This window comes from Flagellimonas meishanensis (assembly GCF_019880545.1).
Lineage (GTDB): Bacteria > Bacteroidota > Bacteroidia > Flavobacteriales > Flavobacteriaceae > Flagellimonas > Flagellimonas meishanensis.
The window spans coordinates 1,404,529-1,425,585 of sequence record NZ_JAINVW010000001.1; the positions used below are offsets into that span (position 1 = coordinate 1,404,529).

Sequence of the window (21,057 nt, forward strand, 5' to 3'; positions counted from 1 at the left end):
GATTCAACACTCAAGGAAAAAATGAAAAAAATACTTCTTTTTATTTTATTAGCCTCCATAATCACCGCTTGCAGTGAGGACGGTGGCACTATCGATCCAGATACGGAAAACACCGAAAACCCCCAACCCAATAATGATGATATGGACCCCAGTGACCCTAATCCGGATCCAGATCCTGACCCCGATCCGGACCCTGACCCCGATTTGCCTTTTATAATTACTTGGATAGTAGGAGATCCTACCTATGGAGATGGGGGATTGACCATTGCCATCCCAACCAACCCTTTGTTTATGGAAGATTACCTTTATACAGTGGATTGGGGAGATGGTGATGTTAGCACGGATGCTACGGGTGACATTGACCATACCTATGCATCTGCCGGAACATATACGGTTTCCATATCGGGTGATTTTCCCAGCTTACATATGATTTCAGGGGGATTTAGCAACCAGGGAAAGTTGCTTACAGTGGAACAATGGGGTGATATATCCTGGGGTACAATGAAATGGGCTTTTTATGGATGTTCAAACCTTTCTTTTAATGCCATTGACGTGCCAGATTTGAGCAAAGTGACCGACATGAGCGAAATGTTTAGCAACGCAACTGGTTTCAACGAGGATTTGAATTCATGGGATGTGAGCAACGTTACTAAGATGGTGTATATGTTCAGCGATGCGCACGCTTTTAATGGAGACATAAGCAGTTGGGATGTAAGTAATGTCACCGATATGAGCGGCATGTTCTCAGAGGCGACCGTTTTTAATCAAGATATTAGTGGATGGAATGTAGGTCAAGTCACCAATATGCAATCTATGTTTAGTTTTGCCCATGCTTTTAATCAGGATATTGGCGAATGGAATGTGGCCAATGTTGAAAGAATGAGAAACCTGTTTAATCAGGCAAGTTCTTTCAATCAAGATATTGGTGGATGGAATGTTGAAAATGCAACGCTTATGGATGGCATGTTTGATGGGGCCATTGTCTTTAATCAGGATATTGGTTCTTGGAACGTAAGCAAGGTAACGGACATGGCTACCATGTTCAGGAATGCGGCATCATTCAATCAAGATATCAGTGGCTGGGATGTAGGCAATGTTACCGATATGGAAGCCATGTTCAATAATGCCCTATTGTTCAATCAAAATTTAAGTGGCTGGAATACGGTCAATGTAACCAAATGTTCGGTATTTGCTGAAAATTCGGCCATGTCCCTAGGTGGTTTGCCTATCTTGGGGCCATGTGATTTTGGATTTTAATACCCATTAAAGAAGTGGATCAATGAAAACGAAAACATTTCTTCTAATTATTTTTTGGACGTTTATTGTTTCCGTTTCGGCATACTTCTATTTTTATAATGTTCTCGGCTATTTTTTTGGATACAGGAATGAAAGATTTGAATCAAACCAAGTTTGGTTCATTTCCCATATGGTCGGAGCGACCTTCTCGCTTTTTCTCGGACCCATTCAGTTTTGGCCTTCCATTCGTAAAAAGTATGGCTCCTATCATAAAATTGCCGGTAAGCTGTACATAATTGGGTCCATAATTGCAGGAATTTCAGCTTTTCGACTCTCACTCATTTATGATTGCATTGGCTGCCGCTATTCACTGGTCATATTAGCATTGCTGTTTCTTTTGACCACTTCTTTGGCTTGGGTGGCAATAAAACGAAAAAATATTGTGGCCCATAGACAGTTCATGGTCAGAAGTTACACCTGTGCCTTGGCCTTTGTTTTTATTAGGCTCTATCAAATTTTGCCATTGGATTTTCTATACGGTGCAATTGATGATCCAGAGTTGCTAAGAACGGTCAACGAATGGCTGTTTTCGTTTGTTCCCCTTATTATCGTTGAAATAGCTATGATATGGGTTCCTTCAATTACAAGAAAGTAGTTTGGATCGATTCGATTCTGTCACAGAATTTTTTGCCAGCCTCTTTTTTGCTTATATTTTGGTTCAACCACTTATTTAAATCGCCTGGAATGAAAAAATGTATTGTTTTAATCGCTTTGTGGGTCATTTACAGTTGCAGTTCAAAGCCAGCAACAGCGTATGACATGGTCATTACAAACGTCAATCTTATCGACGGTACCGGTAACGAGCTTCAAAAGGAAGTTTCCATTGGCATCAAAGGGGGCAAAATAGCTGCTGTGGGAAAAGAGGTTGTTGGAGGGGGTAATGAAACTGTAGATGGTAGGGGTAAATACCTTATTCCAGGGCTATTTGACTGCCATGTCCACACAAATGATTTTGAAAGTGACTTTCCTAAGTATGTGCACTACGGAGTGACATCTGTCTTCATTACTGGGGGAAGTTTATGCACCAATGCCTATTATTCCGAGATGCGAAAGCGGGGCAATCAAGACAGTATCCCGGCACCCTACGTATTTCATACAAGTCAGCACTTCACTATGGAGGGCCGGCATCCCGTTAAAACGTACAAAGGCAATTGGATTGATGGAAAAACGGTGTTTCTGTTGAAAGACACCCTGCAAATCGAAGAACTGGTAAAAAAAGTAAGCAAGCAGCCCATTGTGGGTATAAAGCTCACCATTGAAGACGGACCTCATCCACCACTGGTTGAAAGAATGCCACAATCGTTCATAAACAAAGTCCAGAAAGAGGCGGTCAAAAATGGAACACGGGTTTTTGCGCATGTAAGTGACAATTTGGAATTGGAAATGGCATTGGATGCCGGTATCCAAAACTTTGTCCACTGGACCGGGATTGATCTGGATTTTGAAAAAGACACCCTGCTTTTAGAAAAGTTGTATACCATCAAACCGTCGTTCATTACCACCTTCATGATTGACAAAGGTTTTTCATATCCTCTACATCCCGAATGGGTGGAAGCCATTCGTAAGGAAAAGGTGTTCGATGAAGCCGATTTGTCAAAAGCCAACGATTCCGGCTACATTGCGCGATCAAATGACAACATCAAATTTTGGAAACAATATCTACATAAAGAGGATATTCACCTTACCGACATTGTCTCTTTTCAGGTAGAGGATATCAAGGCCTTACAGCGTAACGGTATAAATTTTGCCTTGGGGACGGATACGGGAACTTTTGTTTTACCGGGCCATAGTTTGCATGAAGAAATGCAGTTGTTCGAATTGGGCGGAATGGATCGGTTGGAGATCATCAAAATGGGAACCTTGAACGCCGCAAAAATGATGAAAGCCCAAGACAGTTTAGGCTCCATAGAAGTGGGTAAAATTGCCAATATGATATTGCTGGATAAAAATCCTTTAGATGAAATTGCCAATACATTGACCATCAATACGGTTTTCAAGAATGGCAAGGTTCAGAAAAGATCACCAATTGAATAAAATCCATATTGTATGAAAGGGATAATCGTAATCTTGTCAATCATGGTTTTTAGTCCATCAATAATTTTGGGCCAAAAATCAATTCAGTCAAGCGATGTGGAAATTCACACCCAGCTTACTTTTTAAAGCGTTTTGCCAAAAGATGTTGTAGCTGTTGAGAAGGTCATGGACGAACTAATTTCCTTATCCGTGGAAATGAAACTTAATCAAAGCTTATGGGATTCGATGACCTGCTTCACCTTAAAAAATGGGGAATCAACCATAACCAAAGGGGGTAGACTAAACCCGCTTGTACACTTGCTCAAAAGGTACCCGGAATCGTGGGCCATATACCCCTTCAGGTTCTCGGATACCACATGCAATCACCATGGTTATCTCGGCGCCGCCGGGTAATCCCAGTGCTTTTTTTACCAGAAGGCTGTCGTGCCCTTCCATAGGGCAGGTATCGTATCCTATGGCGGCCATGGAGAGCATGAAATTCTCCGCAGCAAGGGCAGCACTTTTGTGGGCCACTATACGCATATCGGACGACCGGACCTGTCGGTACATGGGTCTAAACAACCCCGCTACATTGAAAAAGACGTATTTAAAGAACCCTAGTATGCCCAGAAAATCAGAATAAAGTGTGGGGATGAGTTTATTGTAGTAGGAGAAAACGAATTTTTCACGCTGGTTGTACTCGCTTTTGGGCTTTTTTCCAAAACTCTTTTCCAAGAACCCAATATTGGCTTGGACACGGTCCCGCCATTTGTCCTTTCGCGCCACAACCACAACCAGTTGCTGCGCAGTCCGGGCCGCAGGTTGATTCATGCACGCATGCACAATTTTGGCTTTGGTATCTGAATGGATAACCTGATAGAACTCCCACAACTGTAGGTTGGAACTCGTAGGGGCCAATACGGCATTCTCGATACATGCCTTAACCTTTTCGGGATCAATCGGTTCTTCCCGATAGACCCGGACCGAACGTCTGTATGCTATGGCTTCCGATACCGTCTTTTCCATGCTGATATTGTTTTAGAGGTCAAAAGTCGGTCAGAAGGTGGCATTATGCAAATTTTTTATGCTTTGGGATTGAATACCTGATGATATTAAATGTGTCTATGAGTCCCATAAAAGCGCCGAAGTACAGAAAGGATACTATATGACTATTTTGATTTCGTCCGAGATCCCCACTTTTATTTACTTTTTACCGCTTTCATAATGAATTGGTTTTTCTCCAACCATGAGCTTTTTGATTTCATCCTCGTTAAGTCCATCTGAGATATTTCCCAATATGCGAATTAAATAAAGGATTACACAGAACGAGTAATTTACAATAATATTTGTAAGTATTTCGTTACAATTTTGTTTAATACATCCAAAATGCTCAAGAAAACCATAGTCAGTATAGCCATTACACTAATAGTGGTATCAGCTGTTGTACTATTGGGGTGGCTTCTTCAGATTGAAGCTCTTACCTATAATGTTACCGGTCTTCCGACCATGAAGTTCAATACTGCATTTTCCTTCATGCTGTTGGCAATGGTTATTTTCTTAAATGTTAGAAAGGGCAATATGGCCATACCCCATGTTGTTAATGGTATATTGCTATGTTTGGGATTACTGACCTTGTATCAGGACATAGCTGGGGTCAATCTTGGCATAGATCAAGCCATGGTCAGTGACTTAGATGGAATTTTGTCCGGTAATCCGACCCCAGGAAGAATGTCATCGGTTACTTCCCTGTCCTTTATATTGTTGGGCGTGTCGCTGCTTCTCATTTCGGTAAGAAAACCCAGATATTTGAATGTGGCCGCCTACTTGGCCCAATCGGTCGCTTTTTTTGCCTTTCTTGCCATGTCTGCCTTTTTTCTGCAAATATCAACAGTAGATAAAATCTCCTTCATTTCCTCCATGGCGGTCCACACGGCCATAGGATTTTTATTGGCCAGCATAGCCATTTCATTGCTTATCCCGACGTATGGACTAACCGAGCTTTTTATTGGAAAAAAAATAGGGAGCCATTTGATGAGAAGATTATTTTTTCAATTGTCCGTACTGATATTGGCGCTTTGTTCATCGGTACTCCTACTATACAGAAAGGGCCTGTTGGCACCAGATTTTTCCATAGCTATTTTAGGGGTTGCATTTATTACCTCTGTGTTGTTTATCTTGATGGTGGTCATCCCATCCATAAACCAATTGGAGAAAGATAGAAGGGTGGCCGAACAAGAGCTCCATATCACCAATACCTACTTGAACACTACCCCAAACCCAATGGTGATAATCGATGGTTCCAGAAAAATTCTGCTTTCAAACGCCCTTACCAAGAAGATTTTTGGGTATGCTGAATCTGACCTGAAGGGCAAGGACCTTTCAGAGCTGATCGCTGGAAATTTCACCAAAGAACATGAAGAACACCTTAAAGCCTTTCACGCCATACAACCAGATCCGGAATCGGAACACGACAGTTTGGAATTGGCCCAGGAGAACCATGTCTCTACCATGGAAACCAAGCTGTTGGAAAAAAGGGGTAAGAAAATTCCGGTTGAGATAACACTCAATTCCATTAAAGCTGGAAGTGGATTTAATACCGTAGTTGCGTTCAGGGACATTTCAAGAACTGTGGAGGCGGAACGAAACTATAAAGTTGCCAACGAAAAAGTATTGGCGGCTCTTGACGCTTCAATTGTTGGTGTTTGGGGTTACGACATTGAACAAGGAAATCTGGAATGGGACGATAACATGTACAACCTCTATGGTCTTCAAAGGGAAAAGGAGGAGGCGACCTTCGCACTATGGAAAAAACATGTTCATGAAGAGGATTTTGGCAGAATACTGGAACAATTGGAAGATGCCGTTAAGAACAAGAGCAAATACGAGGCGGACTTTAGGGTTATATGGCCAGACGGCTCCATTCATTACATACGGGGAAAAGGTTCTGTGCTCTTGAATGAGCAAAGCGAGGTAATACGCGTAATGGGAACCAATTGGGACATTTCTACCCAAAAGAATTATGAACTGGCACTACAGGCCAGTACCGAGCAGAATAGACTGTTCATTGAGGAAGCCCCCACTGCTATTGCCATGTTCGACACCAACATGGTTTACCTGGCGGCTTCCAAAAAATGGTTGGAGGACTATAACATAACCCAAAAGGTTATCGGAAGGTCCCATTATGATGTTTTCCCAGAAATTGATGACGATTGGAAGAAAATACACAAAGAATGCTTGGCAGGGGCCATTAATACCTGTGACGAAGCAGTTTTTGAAAGAAAGGATGGATCCAAGCAATGGATAACCTGGGAGGTAAAGCCATGGTACACGCATGATAATGAAGTGGGCGGTCTGTTAATATACACCGCCAACATTACCCAGTTTAAGGAAAATGTAATGGAGCGCCTTAGGTTGCAAGACATGCTGGAACAATCCAATGAGATTGCAAAGATCGGGAGTTGGGAGTACGATGGCAATAAGCAAGCATTGGCGTGCAGCCCAATCACAAAAATGATATACGAGGTCCCCACCGATATTGTTCCCAGCATGGAAAGCATGCTTTCATTTTATGATGAAGAAGAATCAAGGAAATTGCAACAGGCCATGCAAGATGCTTTGGAAAAATCGCATTCCTTTGATATGGAACTGAAGTTGACAACGGCCAAATCCAACGAAAAATGGGTGCGGATCATTGGCAGGACAAAAGGTTCGGAGGCGGATGGCAAAGTATATGGAATATTCCAGGACATTACGGCCATGAAGAATTATGAAACTTCTTTGATAAAGGCAAAACAAAAAGCCGAAGCGGCAAGCAAATCCAAATCGGAGTTTTTGGCCAATATGAGCCATGAGATCAGGACCCCATTGAACGGAATAATCGGATTTACCGATCTTTTGATGAAAACCGAGTTGTCCGAAAGTCAACAAGAGTACATGCATACAGTGTTCAATTCGGCAAACCACCTTCTTGATATTATCAACGACGTACTCGACTTTTCAAAAATTGAGGCGGGCAAACTGGAGCTGAGTATTGAGAAAGTCGATCTCTTGGAGCTTTGTGACCAGACCATGGATATAGTAAAGCACCAGGCCCATGCCAAGGGACTGGAAATACTGCTGGATGTGTCCTCCGATGTTGATCCCTATGTTTTTGCGGACTCCGTTCGCCTCCGTCAGGTTTTGACCAATCTTTTGGGCAATGCCGTAAAGTTCACCAACGAAGGGGAGGTGGAATTGAAGGTTAGGTATAGTCCGGAATTGGGGAAGGACAAAACCAAAAAGTGCTATGTTTTTTCCATTAGGGATACCGGAGTGGGGATTGCGGAACACAATTTGGAGAAAATTTTCAAGGCATTTGACCAAGAGGATGCCTCCACCACCAGGAAATTTGGTGGAACCGGTTTGGGACTTACCATCAGCAACCGCTTGCTAAACTTTATGGGAAGCAATTTAAAAGTGGAAAGCAAACTCAACGAGGGCAGCGTCTTTTCCTTTGTCATTGAGTTTGAAACTACGGATGGTCCCAGCAAATCCAAAAAGACCGGTTCTTCGAAAGTGAAGAAAGTCTTGGTAATTGACGATAACAAGAACAACAGGATTATCCTGCAGGATATTCTACGATTATACCAAATTGAGGCTGTTTTGGCCGAAAGCGGCATTGAAGCGCTGGAAATCCTGGAAGAACAAAAAGATTTTGATTTGGCAATCGTCGATTATAATATGCCATACCTCAATGGTATTGAGGTAATCCAGCACATCAGGGACAACTTCAACATGGGACCGGAAATTCTGCCCATCATGCTGTTGCACAGCTCGGTAGAGGATGGGGCCATAAATAATGCATGCCATAGGCATGGCGTCCAGTTTAATTTGACCAAACCGATCATGCTACGACAATTACAGTCCGTTCTGGACAAAATAGGGCGTCCCCAGAAGAAAATAGCACCAGAATCCGTGAAGAAAGGTCCCGAAGAGGTAAGTCTAGAAGAATTGGAACCAACAATCTTGGTAGCGGAGGACAATCCCGTGAACAGATTGTTAGCAAGGACCCTACTACAAAAAATAGTCCCAAAATCTACCATAGTTGAGGCACACGACGGTTTTGAGGCGGTGAAGTGCTTCGAGGAAGACAAGTTCGATTTTGTTTTTATGGATATCCAAATGCCGCTTTTAAGCGGATACGATGCCACACAAAAGATTAGGCAAATGGAGAAAGGCGATACCCGCGTGCCCATAATAGCCCTTACGGCAAGATCCATTAAAGGGGAAAAAGAAAGGTGCTTGGAGCATGGAATGGATGGTTATGTGACCAAGCCCGTGGTTTATGAAACATTGAAAGACGTATTGTCTGAATATTTATTAAGTAATTTATTACAAATAATGAAAGATTAATACAATTTATTGCTGATAAAAATGTTAATGATAACAAACGGATTTCTAATATTGGCAGTACTTTGAAAAGGATTTTACTAGTGGGCAGCAATGAAGACCTAACAGTGTCTCTTCAGAAGTTTGCAGCGCGCAACGAATGGGAAATGGACTCCTGTTCCGATAGCTTCAATGCCATACAAAAGGTAAAGAACGCCCCTTACGACATGATCGTTATGGACCAGGACATTGCTCCTTTGGATCCGTTCAAGTTGATGGAATACATATCTCATGAACTACAAAAAGTATTGGCCATGGTAGTTGTAGGCAACCAAGATTCAAATAATGCGACAAGTCATGGAACTTATTTAAAACTTGCCTATCCCATTAGCGAAGAAGACCTTGATAAGATGGTCACCCATATGGATTTGGTTCCAAAAACGGAAAAACAGACCAAGGTGTTTTCCTTGGACTACTTGATAAAACTTTCCGATAACAACGAAGAATTCATCCAAGAGTCCATTCAGCTTTTTCTCGAATCTGTGTCCGCTAAACTTGAAGAACTAAAAACAGCAATAACGGATGGTAATTATAATGCAGCGAGAGAAATCGCTCACAATGTGAAACCCACTTTTGCCATGCTTGGCAATGACAAAGGCAGAGACATCTGCGATATCATTTGCCATGATGCGGAGGATGCGGAAATACCTGATTTGGCAAAATCCTTGGAAGACGAATCGATTTTGATAACCAATGAATTAGAGAAAGAATTCCCCCAATTAAAACAGTATGAAAAAGAGAATCTTGATTATAGAGGATAATCCCATGGTCGCCAAATCGTTACAATTTAAGTTGACTAGCGATGGATATGATGTCCTTATCGCAGAGGATGGAAAAAAAGCATTGCAGATATTGGAAGAGGAAGACTCCATCCAATTGGTCATCACGGACCTGATGCTACCATTTGTAACTGGGACCGAGCTTATAGAACACATCAAGAACAACACTCCCAATTTGCCCATCATTGTATTGTCCACCTCCAATCAGGAAGAGATTATAACAGATGCGTTCATGATGGGGGTAAACGATTTTATAACCAAGCCCTTCAGTCCCAACGAACTATCGCTAAGGGTGAAACGGACCATAGAAAGTTATTGATTGGCCACTCTCAACAATATATTGGAAGATTCGCCTTGGATTCTTAAGGTCAATGTGCTGTTTGCAATCCTATTTTTTCTATTGGTTGCCATCATAGTGCTGGCATTGGTCTTTCTCAGAAAATATAAAAATGGACGGGAACAACGTAAGCGGTCATATCAGGATCGGATAGATGCATTTTTGAACAACTATCTTTTTGATGAGCAGTTTGATTTTAGAGCCGAGGTGAAAAATTTCAGGAACCGCCATTTGGTTTCCTCACTGCAGAAAAAAATGGCCATTCGCCAAATTCTGGAATACAATGAAAATCTCAAAGGGGAATCATCCAATTCCATTAAAAGGATATTCCATGAACTTCGGTTGGATGAGTTTGTCCTAGATTCCTTAAAGAATGGGAAATGGTACGAAAAATCCAGGGCCATACATGTATTATCACAACTTTTGGTAAGGCGCCCCGGTGTAGTGGCCAGATATTTAAACGATCGTCACCACTCGGTAAGGGCTCAGGCCATCTATTATTTTATTAAAACGGCGGAGGACAATCCATTGTCCTTTTTTGCCAAATTGAATAAAGAGTTGACACTTTGGGAACAGATTCATATTGAAGATGGTATAAAGCACATTTACAAAGGACCCATACCGGATTTTTCCAAATGGTTGGACCATGAACTCACAACCGTGCTGGTTTTTTCCATAAGAATGATACAGCAATTCAACCAATTTGAACATATTCCCCAACTGGTTCCCTTCTTGCATCATCACGACCGTACTGTCCGAAAGGAAACGGTCCGTTCTTTGCGCAAGTTCAATTACGAAGGTCTTTTGGACAAAGTGATACCGCAGTTTTTTTCCGAGGACCAACTAGTCAAAAAAGAAATCGTGAAATCCGTTCAAATATTGGGCGACCTAAAGATGCTCCAAGTACTGAAGTCTGCTTTCACACAGCAAGAGGAATGGCAAATCCGTCTTGAACTACTTAGGGCCGAGAAGAGCATGTTGTCCAATCTTAACCCAAATCTGTGATGGAATTCCCCACGCAACAAATAATTGAGATAATCAGTTGGTCTTTTCTGGTCTACGGCATCCTTGCCTATGCAGGCTACTCCTTTTCCGCCTTCTTTTCATTTTTTGAGATACGGGAATACAAGCGCATAAACAATCAAAGGGACGAAATGGCCCTGTTGCAGTCCACCAGTTTGCCCCCCATCTCAATATTGGCACCGGCCTACAATGAAGAGGCCAATATTGTTGAAAATGTAAGGTCTTTGTTGACCGTAAACTACCCTTCGTGCGAAATCGTAATCATTAATGATGGCAGTAAGGATGGCACATTGACAAAACTCATCGACAGCTTTCATTTAATAAAGGACGATTCCCTGTATTTTGATATTCTTCCTTCCCAGCAGGTAAGGCAGATATATCGGTCCACCTTTAAATCCTTCAAGAACTTGACGGTGGTGGACAAAATGAATGGGGGCAAGGCAGATGCCCTGAATGCCGGGATTAACGTTTCCAAGCATGATATCATTTGTTGTATAGATGTGGACTGTGTTTTGGAAAGTGATGCCCTGCTGAAACTGATCAAGCCTTTCCTGAACAACGAGAAAAAGGTGATTGCCTCGGGAGGTATAATCCGCATTGCCAATTCATGTGTCATTGAAGATGGAAAGATTACCGAGGTAAGGTTGCCCGAAAAGTTTATTGTCAGGGCACAGACCATCGAATACTTCAGGGCATTTTTGATGGGGCGTATGGCCTGGTCTAGGGTGGATGGCCTTTTGCTTATCTCCGGTGCCTTTGGCATGTTCGATAAAGAAACCGTTATCGAGGCTGGCGGATATAACAGTAAGACCGTTGGAGAGGATATGGAGCTATTGGTGCGTATGAGAAGACTGATGCGGGCCAAGAAAGAGGAGTACAGCGTTGGCTTTATCCCCGACCCACTTTGTTGGACAGAGGTCCCACCAAATTGGACCATATTGCGGAGGCAAAGGAACCGATGGACACGGGGCACAATGGAAACCTTATGGACACACCGTAGCATGTTGTTCAACCCAAAATATGGGGTGCTCGGTATACTGAGTACGCCGTATTGGCTCTTTTTTGAATGGCTTGCACCCATTGTGGAATTCACGGGCATTCTTTTTTTCATAGCATTGTTGATCATGGGACAGATCAATTGGTTCTTTGTCCTGGGCTTTTCCATGGTAACCTATGGTTTTGCGGTGCTCTACTCCGTAACGGCCCTTTTCTTTGAGGAATATTCGTTTCAGCAATACAAAAAAACCAACTATGTGTACAAATTGGTCCTTACCGCATTTTTGGAACCCATTTTTTTTCACCCCTTTATTTTGTGGGCTTCCCTGCAGGGAAACATTGACCTTATCCGCGGGAAAAAATCATGGGGAACAATGAGCAGGACAGGTCTGGGCAAAGTTGGAAAAGAAGTAATGGCACAGTAAACGCTCAATTTTAAGTACAGATACATGCAAGCCTTTCGTGTTATGACAAAATACCTATGGATGTTTGGCCTATTGCTCTGCATAGGTACCGCCTGGTCTCAGGAAAACATAACGGCCGATGAGATGTTCATGAGGGCCAGAAAGGAAGCTTTTGAGAAAAAGAATTACCCAGAGGCCATAGCATTGATGACGATTGCAACCCAAAAGGTCCCAGAAAACATCGATTTCAGGATTTTTTTGGGGAGGTTATACACATGGGACGGCCAAATGGATAAGGCTAAAAACATTTTAGAAGCTGTTTTTGAAGAGAATAAAAACTATGAAGATGCTGCTTTGGCCTATGCCAGTTTGGAATATTGGGACAAAAACCCTGAAACTGCCCTGGAAATCGTAAATAAAGGCTTGGAACATAATGAAGATTCCGAGAGTCTGTTGGTTCTTAAGGCCAAGATATTGATGACCTTGAAAAATTACCGAGAGGCCAGTGGAACTTTGGATAAGACCCTGGAATACCATCCCAAATCCACCACGGCCTGTTCGTTGTTTAGGAGCATTGGAACAGGGTCCGTTCGGAACGAGGCAGGGGTATCCTATAGTTTTGTTCATTTTAAAGAGCGTTTTGACCAACCATGGCATTTGGCGAGCCTGCATTACGGCAGATGGTCCGGTCTGGGTCCCATTTTTGGACGATTCAATTATGGCAATCGATTTGGAACGGGCACAACACAGTTTGAAGTTGATTTTTATCCCCGGATTTCCAACACTTTTTATGCCTATTTAAATGGAGGAGTGTCAAGTGATAAGGGAATTTTCCCTGAATATAGGGCCGGTCTCTCCCTGTATGCCAACCTTCCTGCTGCCTTTGAGGCGGATGCAGGATTTAGGTTGTTGAAATTTACCGATGCCACATGGGTATATGCTTTTGGACTGGGAAAATACTATAAAAACTATTGGTTCAACTTTAGGAGTTATTTGTCAATGTTGGACGATGGTGTGGCCGATGCACATGCCTTTACAACAAGATATTATTTTGGAGGAGCGGATGATTATTTCAGTGTAAGTGTAGGTGCAGGGTTTTCCCCGGACAACAGCACAAACAACATTTTGCTAGGAAACAGCACAAGACTTCGGTCCAATAATATAACGGCCGGTTTTCGAAAACTGTTGGGGGACACACATGTCATTTATTCCGAAATCGCCTATGACCGCATCGAATTTGCCGCAGATTCCCGAGACGACCAATATTCACTCCGAGTAGGGTACATCAAAAGATTTTAGTGCTTTTGGAATCTTGAGGGACATTGCTATCCATTAGGGTTAAATCTACCCTTAAAAAGAACTGTTTGAAAATGTAGGAAAACTTTCAAGATCCATTCAGCGAGACTCTAAAAATATATTTTTTATATATCAATTAAGTAAATCCGATTCTTCAATTCCTCCATAATCATTTAGAAATATTCCCAACTTAAAGAAATACCTTTAAAACCTTTAATTTAATGGCTTGGGTTGTTTTCTGACTTTCAGGTCCGCAATTAGGCCAACTAACTTATTGTGGACATTTCTTATCCATTTGCATACTTGCGGTAATGGATGATAATTACTCCAACCTTCTTCAATTTTGGTCATGTACGTATGTCACCATGGGATATTGGCATTGGTATTTTCTTAAGGAGAAACCTCCTTTTTTAACTTAAGTAGCTTCCCGTCGCATCAATCAAAAAAAAATCTATAAATTCACGATTCTAAAATCTATCCAACTGAAAATGAGCTAGAAAACATTTTCATATCTCATCATTCTTTCAACCAAAAAAGCTTTCACATGAAGACAAAACTGACCAATTTTTTTTCCATTCTTTTGATGTTAATCGGTTATCTGAGCACCCTGACCGTGCATGGCCAAGAAAAACCCAACATCATATTGATTTTTCCGGACAATTTGGGTATAGGCGAAGTTAGTGCCTACGGCAGTGCACGTGGGATCAAAACTCCGAATATTGATAAGATTGGTGAAGAAGGGATTAGGCTGAATAACTTTAATGTTGAGTATTCATGTGTGGTGTCAAGAATAGCCATTCTCACTGGGCGCTATGCGGTACGCACAGGGGAGGGTGCTGCTGGTCATGGAATGACACTATGGGAAAAAACCATTCCGGAAGGTCTTAAGACCGCAGGCTATGCCACGGCACTATATGGTAAATGGCATGTTGGTGGCCCCAACTGGCATGGCAATAGGGAACCTACCCATCAAGGTTTTGATGAATGGTGGGGCATACCTGGCACTAGTCATACCGCACAGTTTACCTCTTTTGATGGTTTTGACCCCAGTAAATTTGAAACACCATATATCTGGGAAGGGGTATCAGGTCAGGCTGCAAAAAAGGTAAAACCTTATAATTTGGAGGCCAGGAGAACTATAGATCGAGAAGCAGCCATTAAAGGGGTTGATTTCATTAACAGGAGCGCCAAGAAGCAACAGCCTTTCTTCTTGTTCTATCCTATGACCCAAATTCATTTTCCTACCCTTCCACATCCTGATAAACAAGGTGTAACTGGCTCTGGCGATATTGCTGATGCCATGGCCGACGTAGATCACAATGTGGGCTTGTTGTTGGATGAACTTAAACGTTTGGGTATTGAAGAAAACACGCTGGTTATATGGTGCACGGACAATGGAGCCGAGATGAGGCGCCCTTGGCGTGGATCTGCTGGCCCTTGGAGGGGCTACTATAATTCCGCCATGGAAGGAGGTATTCGGACACCCTTTGTTGCCAGATGGCCAAATAAAATCAAGCCAGGCCAGGTGTCGAACCAATTGGTACATGAGGTGGATTTGTTTCCAACTTTGATGACCATTGCGGGCATTCCAGAATTTGTGCCCAAAGACCGAATAATTGATGGTGTGGACCAGTTACCTTTTCTTGCAGGTAACCAGGAAAAATCAAATAGGGAAAGTGCTCTTTTCTTGGCACGTGAGGGCCATGTGATGGCCGTTAAGTGGCATAATTGGAAAATGTGGTACTATTTCAAAACAGAACTGAACCCTGAACCCGATAACCTTATCAGATTGTTCGACCTGAACGTTGATCCCAGGGAAGAGGTCGATGTCAAGGATTTTTATCCCTGGGTCATACCTATAATGGATGGAATCGTGGCAGAATATGAAGCCTCTTTGGTAGCACATCCACGTGTGCCGAGATACGCTGAAGACCCCTATATTCCCCCAAAAGCCGGTACGGGAGAGCCAGTGGAGACTTATGCGCGTTCGGATAGGGCCGTCCTATCGGAACGCTCTGAGGCAATGCCCAAGCCTAATTTTTCAGGTTCTTGGTCAACAACAATTCTTAAATCCTCACCTCCAAGAAGGGGACCTGCCATAGAACCTTCACCCACTTTGGGCAGTGGATGGGGCGACGAAATTTCCATCATTCATACGGATGACCAAATTGAGATAGAAAGAATCCTGTTTGTTCCAAGAGAAATACAACCCCCAATCCGATATCGCTATGCCCTTGACGGTAGTAAAACACAAAACGGTATAACAACGGGCCGAACCTTGCCTCCGCCCGTTTCTAAAACCGAGTGGAAAGACAATAGATTGGTAATCACCACCAATTATTCTTATCCGGAGGATGGAAAATGGTTAAAAGCAAAGTTGGTTCAAACCGTATGGCTTCAATATGCAGATGACACGCCTTGGGAACCTTCACTGGTGGTGGAAACCGCAAGATATGGTGCTATGGGAGGAATACCTGTTACAAACCGCACAATATACAGCAGGGGCTATAATTGATTGGTCCTTTGGAAATGGAACGGTTTTGTTCATATAAAGATGATGCGATTACTTGCTATCAATTTTAGAGGTTGTGCGCAGAACCGTTCTGAAACCCAAATGTTCCTGTGATGAGTCAAGCGAATTGGCCATGCGTGCAGAGACACGATAGCTTGCACAATAATTGGCGTTACAGAGAAATGATCCACCTTTGATTACCTTTTCACTGGCGTAAGCATTATAGCGATTGAAGGCCGAAGAGGGCCCTTTAGGGTTTTTTATGGTGTCCCTATTGGCAGCTCTTTCCGTATAATAGTTATGATTGTACCAATCTTGTGTCCATTCCCACACATTGCCGACCATGTCGTGCAGTCCATAGGCATTTGGTGGAAAGGAACCTACCGGTGCTTTATTTTGAAAGCCGTCAGCGGCATCATTTATAACGGGAAAAATCCCACTCCAGGTATTGGCACGTTCGTTCAGTAAATCTGTTTGGTTTCCCCAAGGAAAAATGGCCCCTTTCAGGCCTCCTCTGGCGGCCAGTTCCCACTCTGCCTCTGTTGGTAGCGAACGCCCTGCCCATTCACAATAGGCCACAGCATCCTCATAGGCAATATGGACCACAGGTTGTTCCTCTTTTCCATTCAAGTCGCTTTGTGGGCCCTGGGGATGTTTCCAATTTGTGCCCACCTTCCAATCCCACCACTGCGAGTAATCCGCAAGATTGGTCACCTGATGTTTGGGCATTTTAAAAAGTAACGAACCGGGCTTCAAAACGGAATCGTGTGGTTTAGGTGTACCTGATGGAACCTGTTTCTTCACCTCTTCCCAATCAATCGGTCGCTCAGCAACGGTCAAATACCCAGTTTCTTCCACAAACTTGGCAAATGCCGCATTGGTAACTTCGGTGACGTCCATGAAAAAACCATCAACAGCAACAGTGTGTTTGGGATGCTCATGCTTCATGGCAAAACTGTCTGAAGATATCGCCCCCTGTTCGAAAATACCACCAGGAATCCATACCATTCCATGGGGAACAGATATACTATCTGGCATTTCCATTAACACCGAAACTGGCGTCACACTCTTTTTTTGGTTAATGGAGGGTTCTTGCCTGTTTTTGCAGGAGATTAAAACAATTCCCAAGGCCATTAGAACGCATAAATGTCTTTTGGTAAGATACAGCACAGACATAGGGTATTAAACCTCAAAGATACTTGACTTAGTTGGTTTACCCAATAAGTGGCATTTGATATGTTATTTACCCGGTACTAGATTTATTCCAAGAGCAAGGCCTCATAAAAGAATTAAGGAACACTGCAATATGAGTATGGATAAGAGTTTTCCCTTGGGAATTACATTGTTTGAGGAGGGATTAAAAGTTTTGTAAACCAAACCATTAAACAATCAAAATTGCCAAAAGTTAAAATTCAAGTAAATAAATCTAATCTTCCTGCTTTTCATTTACCGCATGAAGGTCACACCAAATAAAACCCAATTTGTGCTACTTGGTCATCTGCCCAAGCCAGTGCCCTGATTGAATCAAATAATTTTATGGCAATCCCTAGGATACTGATCTGGATCATTTCAGGAATAAGGGTTCCATTGTACTTTTCCTTATCAAAATAAATGATTGTTTAATCTAAAAAATACTGTTATGTCACTCGTAAAATTTAGAAAAAGACCCTGGGGAAATCTGATCACACAAGATTTTTTCGACATGGATGACTTTTTTGACAACCGCAAATGGGTTCGCGATATGCTACCAAGTAAATTCTGGAATGGCAAAACCATGGAACCAGCTTTGAACATCAAGGAAACTGATGAAGACTTTGAGATAGAGCTTGCTGCTCCTGGATTCGGCAAAAAGGACTTCAATGTCACCATTGAGGATGGGTGTCTCAACATTTCGGCCAAAAAAGAACACTCCGAAGAAGAAAAAGAAGACAACTATACACGAAGGGAGTTCAGCTACAATGCATTTGAACGGTCGCTCCAATTGCCCGAAAGTGTGAAAGAGGAAGAAATCAAGGCCAAGTACCATGATGGCATCCTTAGTTTTAAATTGGCCAAAAAGGAACAGGCCAAGAAACGCCCACCAAAAATTGTTGAAGTAACATAGGTCTCAATCCATTTTTTACTTTTCTTCAACATGTCCTCTTAACGAACCTCGGTGTCTCCTATGTGATGGGGTTTAGTTGAGGGGACATGGCGTTTTACCCCCTTTAGGCAAATGTTCCGGCCCTTAACGATTTCCTGCATGGTTTAGGGAAGTATGACAAAGGTCATTTATTTGAACCTTTGAGTACGGTACATTTGCTTAAAAATTATATGGACGAACTTGGTTCATATCTGCTCGATAGGGAATCATGGTTGGCCCATTTGGTCGTACCGGTAGTCGCCGTATTGGTCGGTATCCTCATAGGTTGGGCCCTGATGGTCCTTTTGAGGATATCAAAAAAAAGAAATCCAACCAAAATAAAGGAAGAATACACTGAAACGGAAAAACTGGCTCATTATCTGAACTCCGCCGCTTCCATGTTCGTTGTGATCGACCGGGACCACAAAATAAAGCAGGTCAACCATAAGACTTGTGAAATATTGGGCTACCAAAAGGAAGAATTGTTGGGTAAGGATTGGTTTGAGGCCTGTCTGCCCAATTCGGAACGAAATACCGTTTTAAGGTTGTTTGATGACACGATGGATGGTAATCGGCCTTTGGAAGAATATTATGAGAACCACATTGTTACCAAGCAAGGCAAGAAACGTTTGATCCGGTGGCGGAATACCATCCTAAGGGACGAAAAGGGCAGGGCGGTGGCATCATTGAGCTCAGGAGTGGACATCACTGAAAATAAGGCGACCTTAGATATGCTGCATTTGCGCAATAGGGCCTTGGAAGCGGCAAGTAACAGCATATTGATCGTAGATGCGACCAAACCTGATATGCCCATCATTTTTTGTAACACCGCCTTCCAAAAAATGACGGGGTATTCGGAAGACGAGATATTGGGTAAAAATTGTCGCTTCCTGCAAAGCGATGACCGTGATCAAAAGGCAATTGCGACTATGCGGAAAGCCATTTCCAAAGGAAAGGGTTGCCAGGTGGAACTTCGCAATTACAGAAAGGATGGCTCACTTTTCTGGAACCAGCTCACCATTACCCCGGTCAATGATAACAACGGAAAACTTACACATTTCATTGGGGTGCAGAGGGATATCACAGAGCGTGTCCAAGAGGAACAATTAAAGGACCAGGTTCGACAGGTATTGGAAATGGCAGCACAAGATGGCCCTTTAAGAAAGGTGGCAGAAGAAATAATTAGGGGCGTGGAGGCCTATCTTGACAGTGGGAAAGCCGTCATTTATTCGGTCAACCCTGAAACTGAAAAGCTTGAGGCATTTGCGGCGCCCAATGTTCCAAAACCACTGCTAGTGGGGATTGAAGGTGTTCCCGTCGGCACAAAGAAGTGCTCTTGCAGCACCGCGGCCCACCTAAAGAAAGAAGTGATCGTAGAGAATATAGCCACCAGCGAGGAATGGACCGAACTCAAGGGGCTTGCATTGGAAAATAATATTGGGGCCAGTTGGTCATTTCCAATTGTGGATTCGGCAGAAGTGGTCTCGGGCACTTTCACGGTTTATTTGGATCAACCAAGAAAACCCAATAAAAAGGAGTTGGAAGTGGTGAAAGATATGGTTAAGCTGAGCGGATTGGTCATGGAGCGGCACACCATTAAAAGGGAGCTCAAGGAAAGCCGCAAACAACTACAGGAATATGCCGATTCCCTAGAAAAGAAGGTTCTGACACGCACGGCCGAACTTAGGAAGACCGTACTGAAACTGGTGGACACAAACCAAAGGCTTGCCGAGCAGACCGAATTGGCAAGGACCAACCAGGAAATTTTCTCCGCCATAGCCCAAAATTTTCCAAAGGGGGTAATTTTTGTCTTCAATGCGGCTATGGAGTTCGTTTTTATAGAAGGAGAGGAACTTTCAAGAATCGATTTGAGCCAAGACGACTTTAGGGGCAAACATATTGATGACGTTTCCATTTTCTCAGAACATCGGATGAACCGCATAAAGGATGACATACAAAAGACCCTAGATGGGGAACATCTTTCCTTTGAGATTGATTATGGTACTGAGGTTTATGCCGTCAATTCTGCACCGCTACAGGCTGTAGGCGATCAAGTTTGGGCTCTCTTCGTTTATAGTAACATCACCGAACAAAAACAGGTTGAAAAGGAAATACGCAAGAACCTTCAAAAGGAAAAGGAACTCAGCGAACTCAAATCCCGCTTTGTATCCATGGCCTCCCATGAGTTCCGCACACCCCTTAGTGCCATACTTTCCTCGGCCATTCTCATTGAAAAACAAAATGCCCCAGACAAGGTGGAAAAAAGAAAAAAGTATGTTGAGCAAATCAAGTCCAATGTCAGAAACCTTGTGGTCATCCTCAATGATTTTCTCTCTTTGGGCAAGTTGGAGGAAGGTAAAACCGTAAGCCAACCCGAATATTTTAACATAGTGCAATTGGCCGAGGCACTTATTGAGGAAATGACTTCGGACAAGAAAGATGTCCATTCCGTTTTATTGCAAACCAAGGGAGAACCGACCATTGTATTTCTAGATCCAAAATTGATACGGCATATCCTGATCAATCTATTATCGAATGCCATGAAGTACTCAAGCAGCGATACCACAATTACGGTAACCCTAGATTTTAAGGATGACCAGGTGTTGATACATATAGAGGACCATGGAATCGGAATACCAAAAGAGGAACAGGAACATCTTTTTGAACGCTTTTTTAGGGCCCGCAATGCCGAAAATATTCAGGGCACGGGCATAGGTTTGCATATTGTGAAGCAATATGTGGAACTTATGGAGGGTGAGGTAAGCTTTGTCAGTGAACAGGACAAGGGCACCACGTTTACCACAAAATTTCCTGTCAAAGCCAGGACTGGAATATAGAATCGTCAATTTGAA

Annotated in this window: 14 protein-coding genes; 12 read left to right on the top strand and 2 right to left on the bottom strand. The window is 42.8% G+C overall.

Annotated elements, in window-relative coordinates:
• The first annotated feature begins 21 nt into the window (after window positions 1–21).
• The 3 genes from K7G75_RS06340 (at window position 22) to K7G75_RS06350 (ending at window position 3,330) form a co-directional block, all read left to right on the top strand.
• Complete coding sequence (locus tag K7G75_RS06340) at window positions 22–1,257, top strand: BspA family leucine-rich repeat surface protein (RefSeq protein WP_222983372.1); 1,236 nt, start codon at window positions 22–24, stop codon at window positions 1,255–1,257.
• Window positions 1,258–1,279: 22 nt separating this feature from the next.
• Window positions 1,280–1,891 (top strand): DUF2306 domain-containing protein, encoded by a 612-nt coding sequence (locus K7G75_RS06345; RefSeq protein WP_222983373.1) that lies wholly within the window; start codon window positions 1,280–1,282, stop codon window positions 1,889–1,891.
• A gap of 164 nt (window positions 1,892–2,055) precedes the next feature.
• On the top strand, window positions 2,056–3,330 hold the full coding sequence (locus K7G75_RS06350; RefSeq protein ID WP_222983374.1) for an amidohydrolase family protein: 1,275 nt from the start codon (window positions 2,056–2,058) through the stop codon (window positions 3,328–3,330).
• Window positions 3,331–3,609: 279 nt separating this feature from the next.
• Here the strand turns inward: K7G75_RS06350 and K7G75_RS06355 are convergent, their stop codons facing one another.
• The gene (locus K7G75_RS06355) at window positions 3,610–4,335 is read right to left on the bottom strand and encodes a nitroreductase family protein (protein WP_222983375.1); all 726 of its coding nucleotides are present in this window, start codon (window positions 4,333–4,335) and stop codon (window positions 3,610–3,612) included.
• 360 nt (window positions 4,336–4,695) lie between these two features.
• Here K7G75_RS06355 and K7G75_RS06360 point away from each other — a divergent pair, with 360 nt between their 5' ends.
• The 7 genes from K7G75_RS06360 to K7G75_RS06390 all read left to right on the top strand — a co-directional run bounded on the left by K7G75_RS06360 (window position 4,696) and on the right by K7G75_RS06390 (window position 16,086).
• Window positions 4,696–8,700, top strand: a complete 4,005-nt coding sequence (locus tag K7G75_RS06360) for a response regulator (RefSeq protein ID WP_222983376.1) — start codon at window positions 4,696–4,698, stop codon at window positions 8,698–8,700.
• A 62-nt stretch (window positions 8,701–8,762) separates the two neighbouring features.
• Window positions 8,763–9,497, top strand: a complete 735-nt coding sequence (locus K7G75_RS06365; protein ID WP_222983377.1) for an Hpt domain-containing protein — start codon at window positions 8,763–8,765, stop codon at window positions 9,495–9,497.
• On the top strand, window positions 9,466–9,834 hold the full coding sequence (locus tag K7G75_RS06370) for a response regulator transcription factor (RefSeq protein ID WP_222983378.1): 369 nt from the start codon (window positions 9,466–9,468) through the stop codon (window positions 9,832–9,834). The genes K7G75_RS06365 and K7G75_RS06370 overlap by 32 nt, the downstream gene beginning before the upstream one ends.
• Window positions 9,835–10,857 carry a HEAT repeat domain-containing protein gene (locus K7G75_RS06375; protein ID WP_222983379.1) on the top strand — a complete coding sequence of 341 codons (1,023 nt, stop codon included), beginning with the start codon at window positions 9,835–9,837 and terminating at the stop codon, window positions 10,855–10,857.
• Complete coding sequence (locus tag K7G75_RS06380) at window positions 10,857–12,296, top strand: glycosyltransferase family 2 protein (RefSeq protein WP_222983380.1); 1,440 nt, start codon at window positions 10,857–10,859, stop codon at window positions 12,294–12,296. Before K7G75_RS06375 ends, K7G75_RS06380 begins: the two co-directional genes overlap by 1 nt.
• A gap of 42 nt (window positions 12,297–12,338) precedes the next feature.
• Window positions 12,339–13,574: a YaiO family outer membrane beta-barrel protein gene (locus K7G75_RS06385; RefSeq protein WP_222983381.1), complete on the top strand. Its 1,236-nt coding sequence runs from the start codon at window positions 12,339–12,341 to the stop codon at window positions 13,572–13,574.
• 541 nt (window positions 13,575–14,115) lie between these two features.
• On the top strand, window positions 14,116–16,086 hold the full coding sequence (locus K7G75_RS06390) for a sulfatase-like hydrolase/transferase (protein WP_222983382.1): 1,971 nt from the start codon (window positions 14,116–14,118) through the stop codon (window positions 16,084–16,086).
• A 48-nt stretch (window positions 16,087–16,134) separates the two neighbouring features.
• On the opposite strand, the gene K7G75_RS06395 is transcribed toward K7G75_RS06390, so the two are convergent.
• Window positions 16,135–17,121, bottom strand: a complete 987-nt coding sequence (locus K7G75_RS06395; protein ID WP_262420252.1) for a formylglycine-generating enzyme family protein — start codon at window positions 17,119–17,121, stop codon at window positions 16,135–16,137.
• Between the two features lie 601 nt (window positions 17,122–17,722).
• On the opposite strand from K7G75_RS06395, the gene K7G75_RS06400 reads away from it, so the two are divergent.
• Complete coding sequence (locus tag K7G75_RS06400) at window positions 17,723–18,187, top strand: Hsp20/alpha crystallin family protein (protein WP_222983384.1); 465 nt, start codon at window positions 17,723–17,725, stop codon at window positions 18,185–18,187.
• A gap of 209 nt (window positions 18,188–18,396) precedes the next feature.
• The gene (locus tag K7G75_RS06405; RefSeq protein WP_222983385.1) at window positions 18,397–21,042 is read left to right on the top strand and encodes a PAS domain S-box protein; all 2,646 of its coding nucleotides are present in this window, start codon (window positions 18,397–18,399) and stop codon (window positions 21,040–21,042) included.
• Window positions 21,043–21,057 lie beyond the last annotated feature (15 nt).

What these genes read in the sequence shown, in the direction of transcription:
- K7G75_RS06340 (WP_222983372.1), top strand. Translation starts at nt 22, where the DNA reads ATGAAAAAAATACTTCTTTTTATTTTATTAGCCTCCATAATCACCGCT.
- K7G75_RS06345 (WP_222983373.1), top strand. Translation starts at nt 1,280, where the DNA reads ATGAAAACGAAAACATTTCTTCTAATTATTTTTTGGACGTTTATTGTT.
- K7G75_RS06350 (WP_222983374.1), top strand. Translation starts at nt 2,056, where the DNA reads ATGGTCATTACAAACGTCAATCTTATCGACGGTACCGGTAACGAGCTT.
- K7G75_RS06355 (WP_222983375.1), bottom strand. Translation starts at nt 4,335, where the DNA reads ATGGAAAAGACGGTATCGGAAGCCATAGCATACAGACGTTCGGTCCGG.
- K7G75_RS06360 (WP_222983376.1), top strand. Translation starts at nt 4,696, where the DNA reads ATGCTCAAGAAAACCATAGTCAGTATAGCCATTACACTAATAGTGGTA.
- K7G75_RS06370 (WP_222983378.1), top strand. Translation starts at nt 9,466, where the DNA reads ATGAAAAAGAGAATCTTGATTATAGAGGATAATCCCATGGTCGCCAAA.
- K7G75_RS06380 (WP_222983380.1), top strand. Translation starts at nt 10,857, where the DNA reads ATGGAATTCCCCACGCAACAAATAATTGAGATAATCAGTTGGTCTTTT.
- K7G75_RS06385 (WP_222983381.1), top strand. Translation starts at nt 12,339, where the DNA reads ATGACAAAATACCTATGGATGTTTGGCCTATTGCTCTGCATAGGTACC.
- K7G75_RS06390 (WP_222983382.1), top strand. Translation starts at nt 14,116, where the DNA reads ATGAAGACAAAACTGACCAATTTTTTTTCCATTCTTTTGATGTTAATC.
- K7G75_RS06395 (WP_262420252.1), bottom strand. Translation starts at nt 17,121, where the DNA reads ATGCCAGATAGTATATCTGTTCCCCATGGAATGGTATGGATTCCTGGT.
- K7G75_RS06400 (WP_222983384.1), top strand. Translation starts at nt 17,723, where the DNA reads ATGTCACTCGTAAAATTTAGAAAAAGACCCTGGGGAAATCTGATCACA.
- K7G75_RS06405 (WP_222983385.1), top strand. Translation starts at nt 18,397, where the DNA reads ATGGACGAACTTGGTTCATATCTGCTCGATAGGGAATCATGGTTGGCC.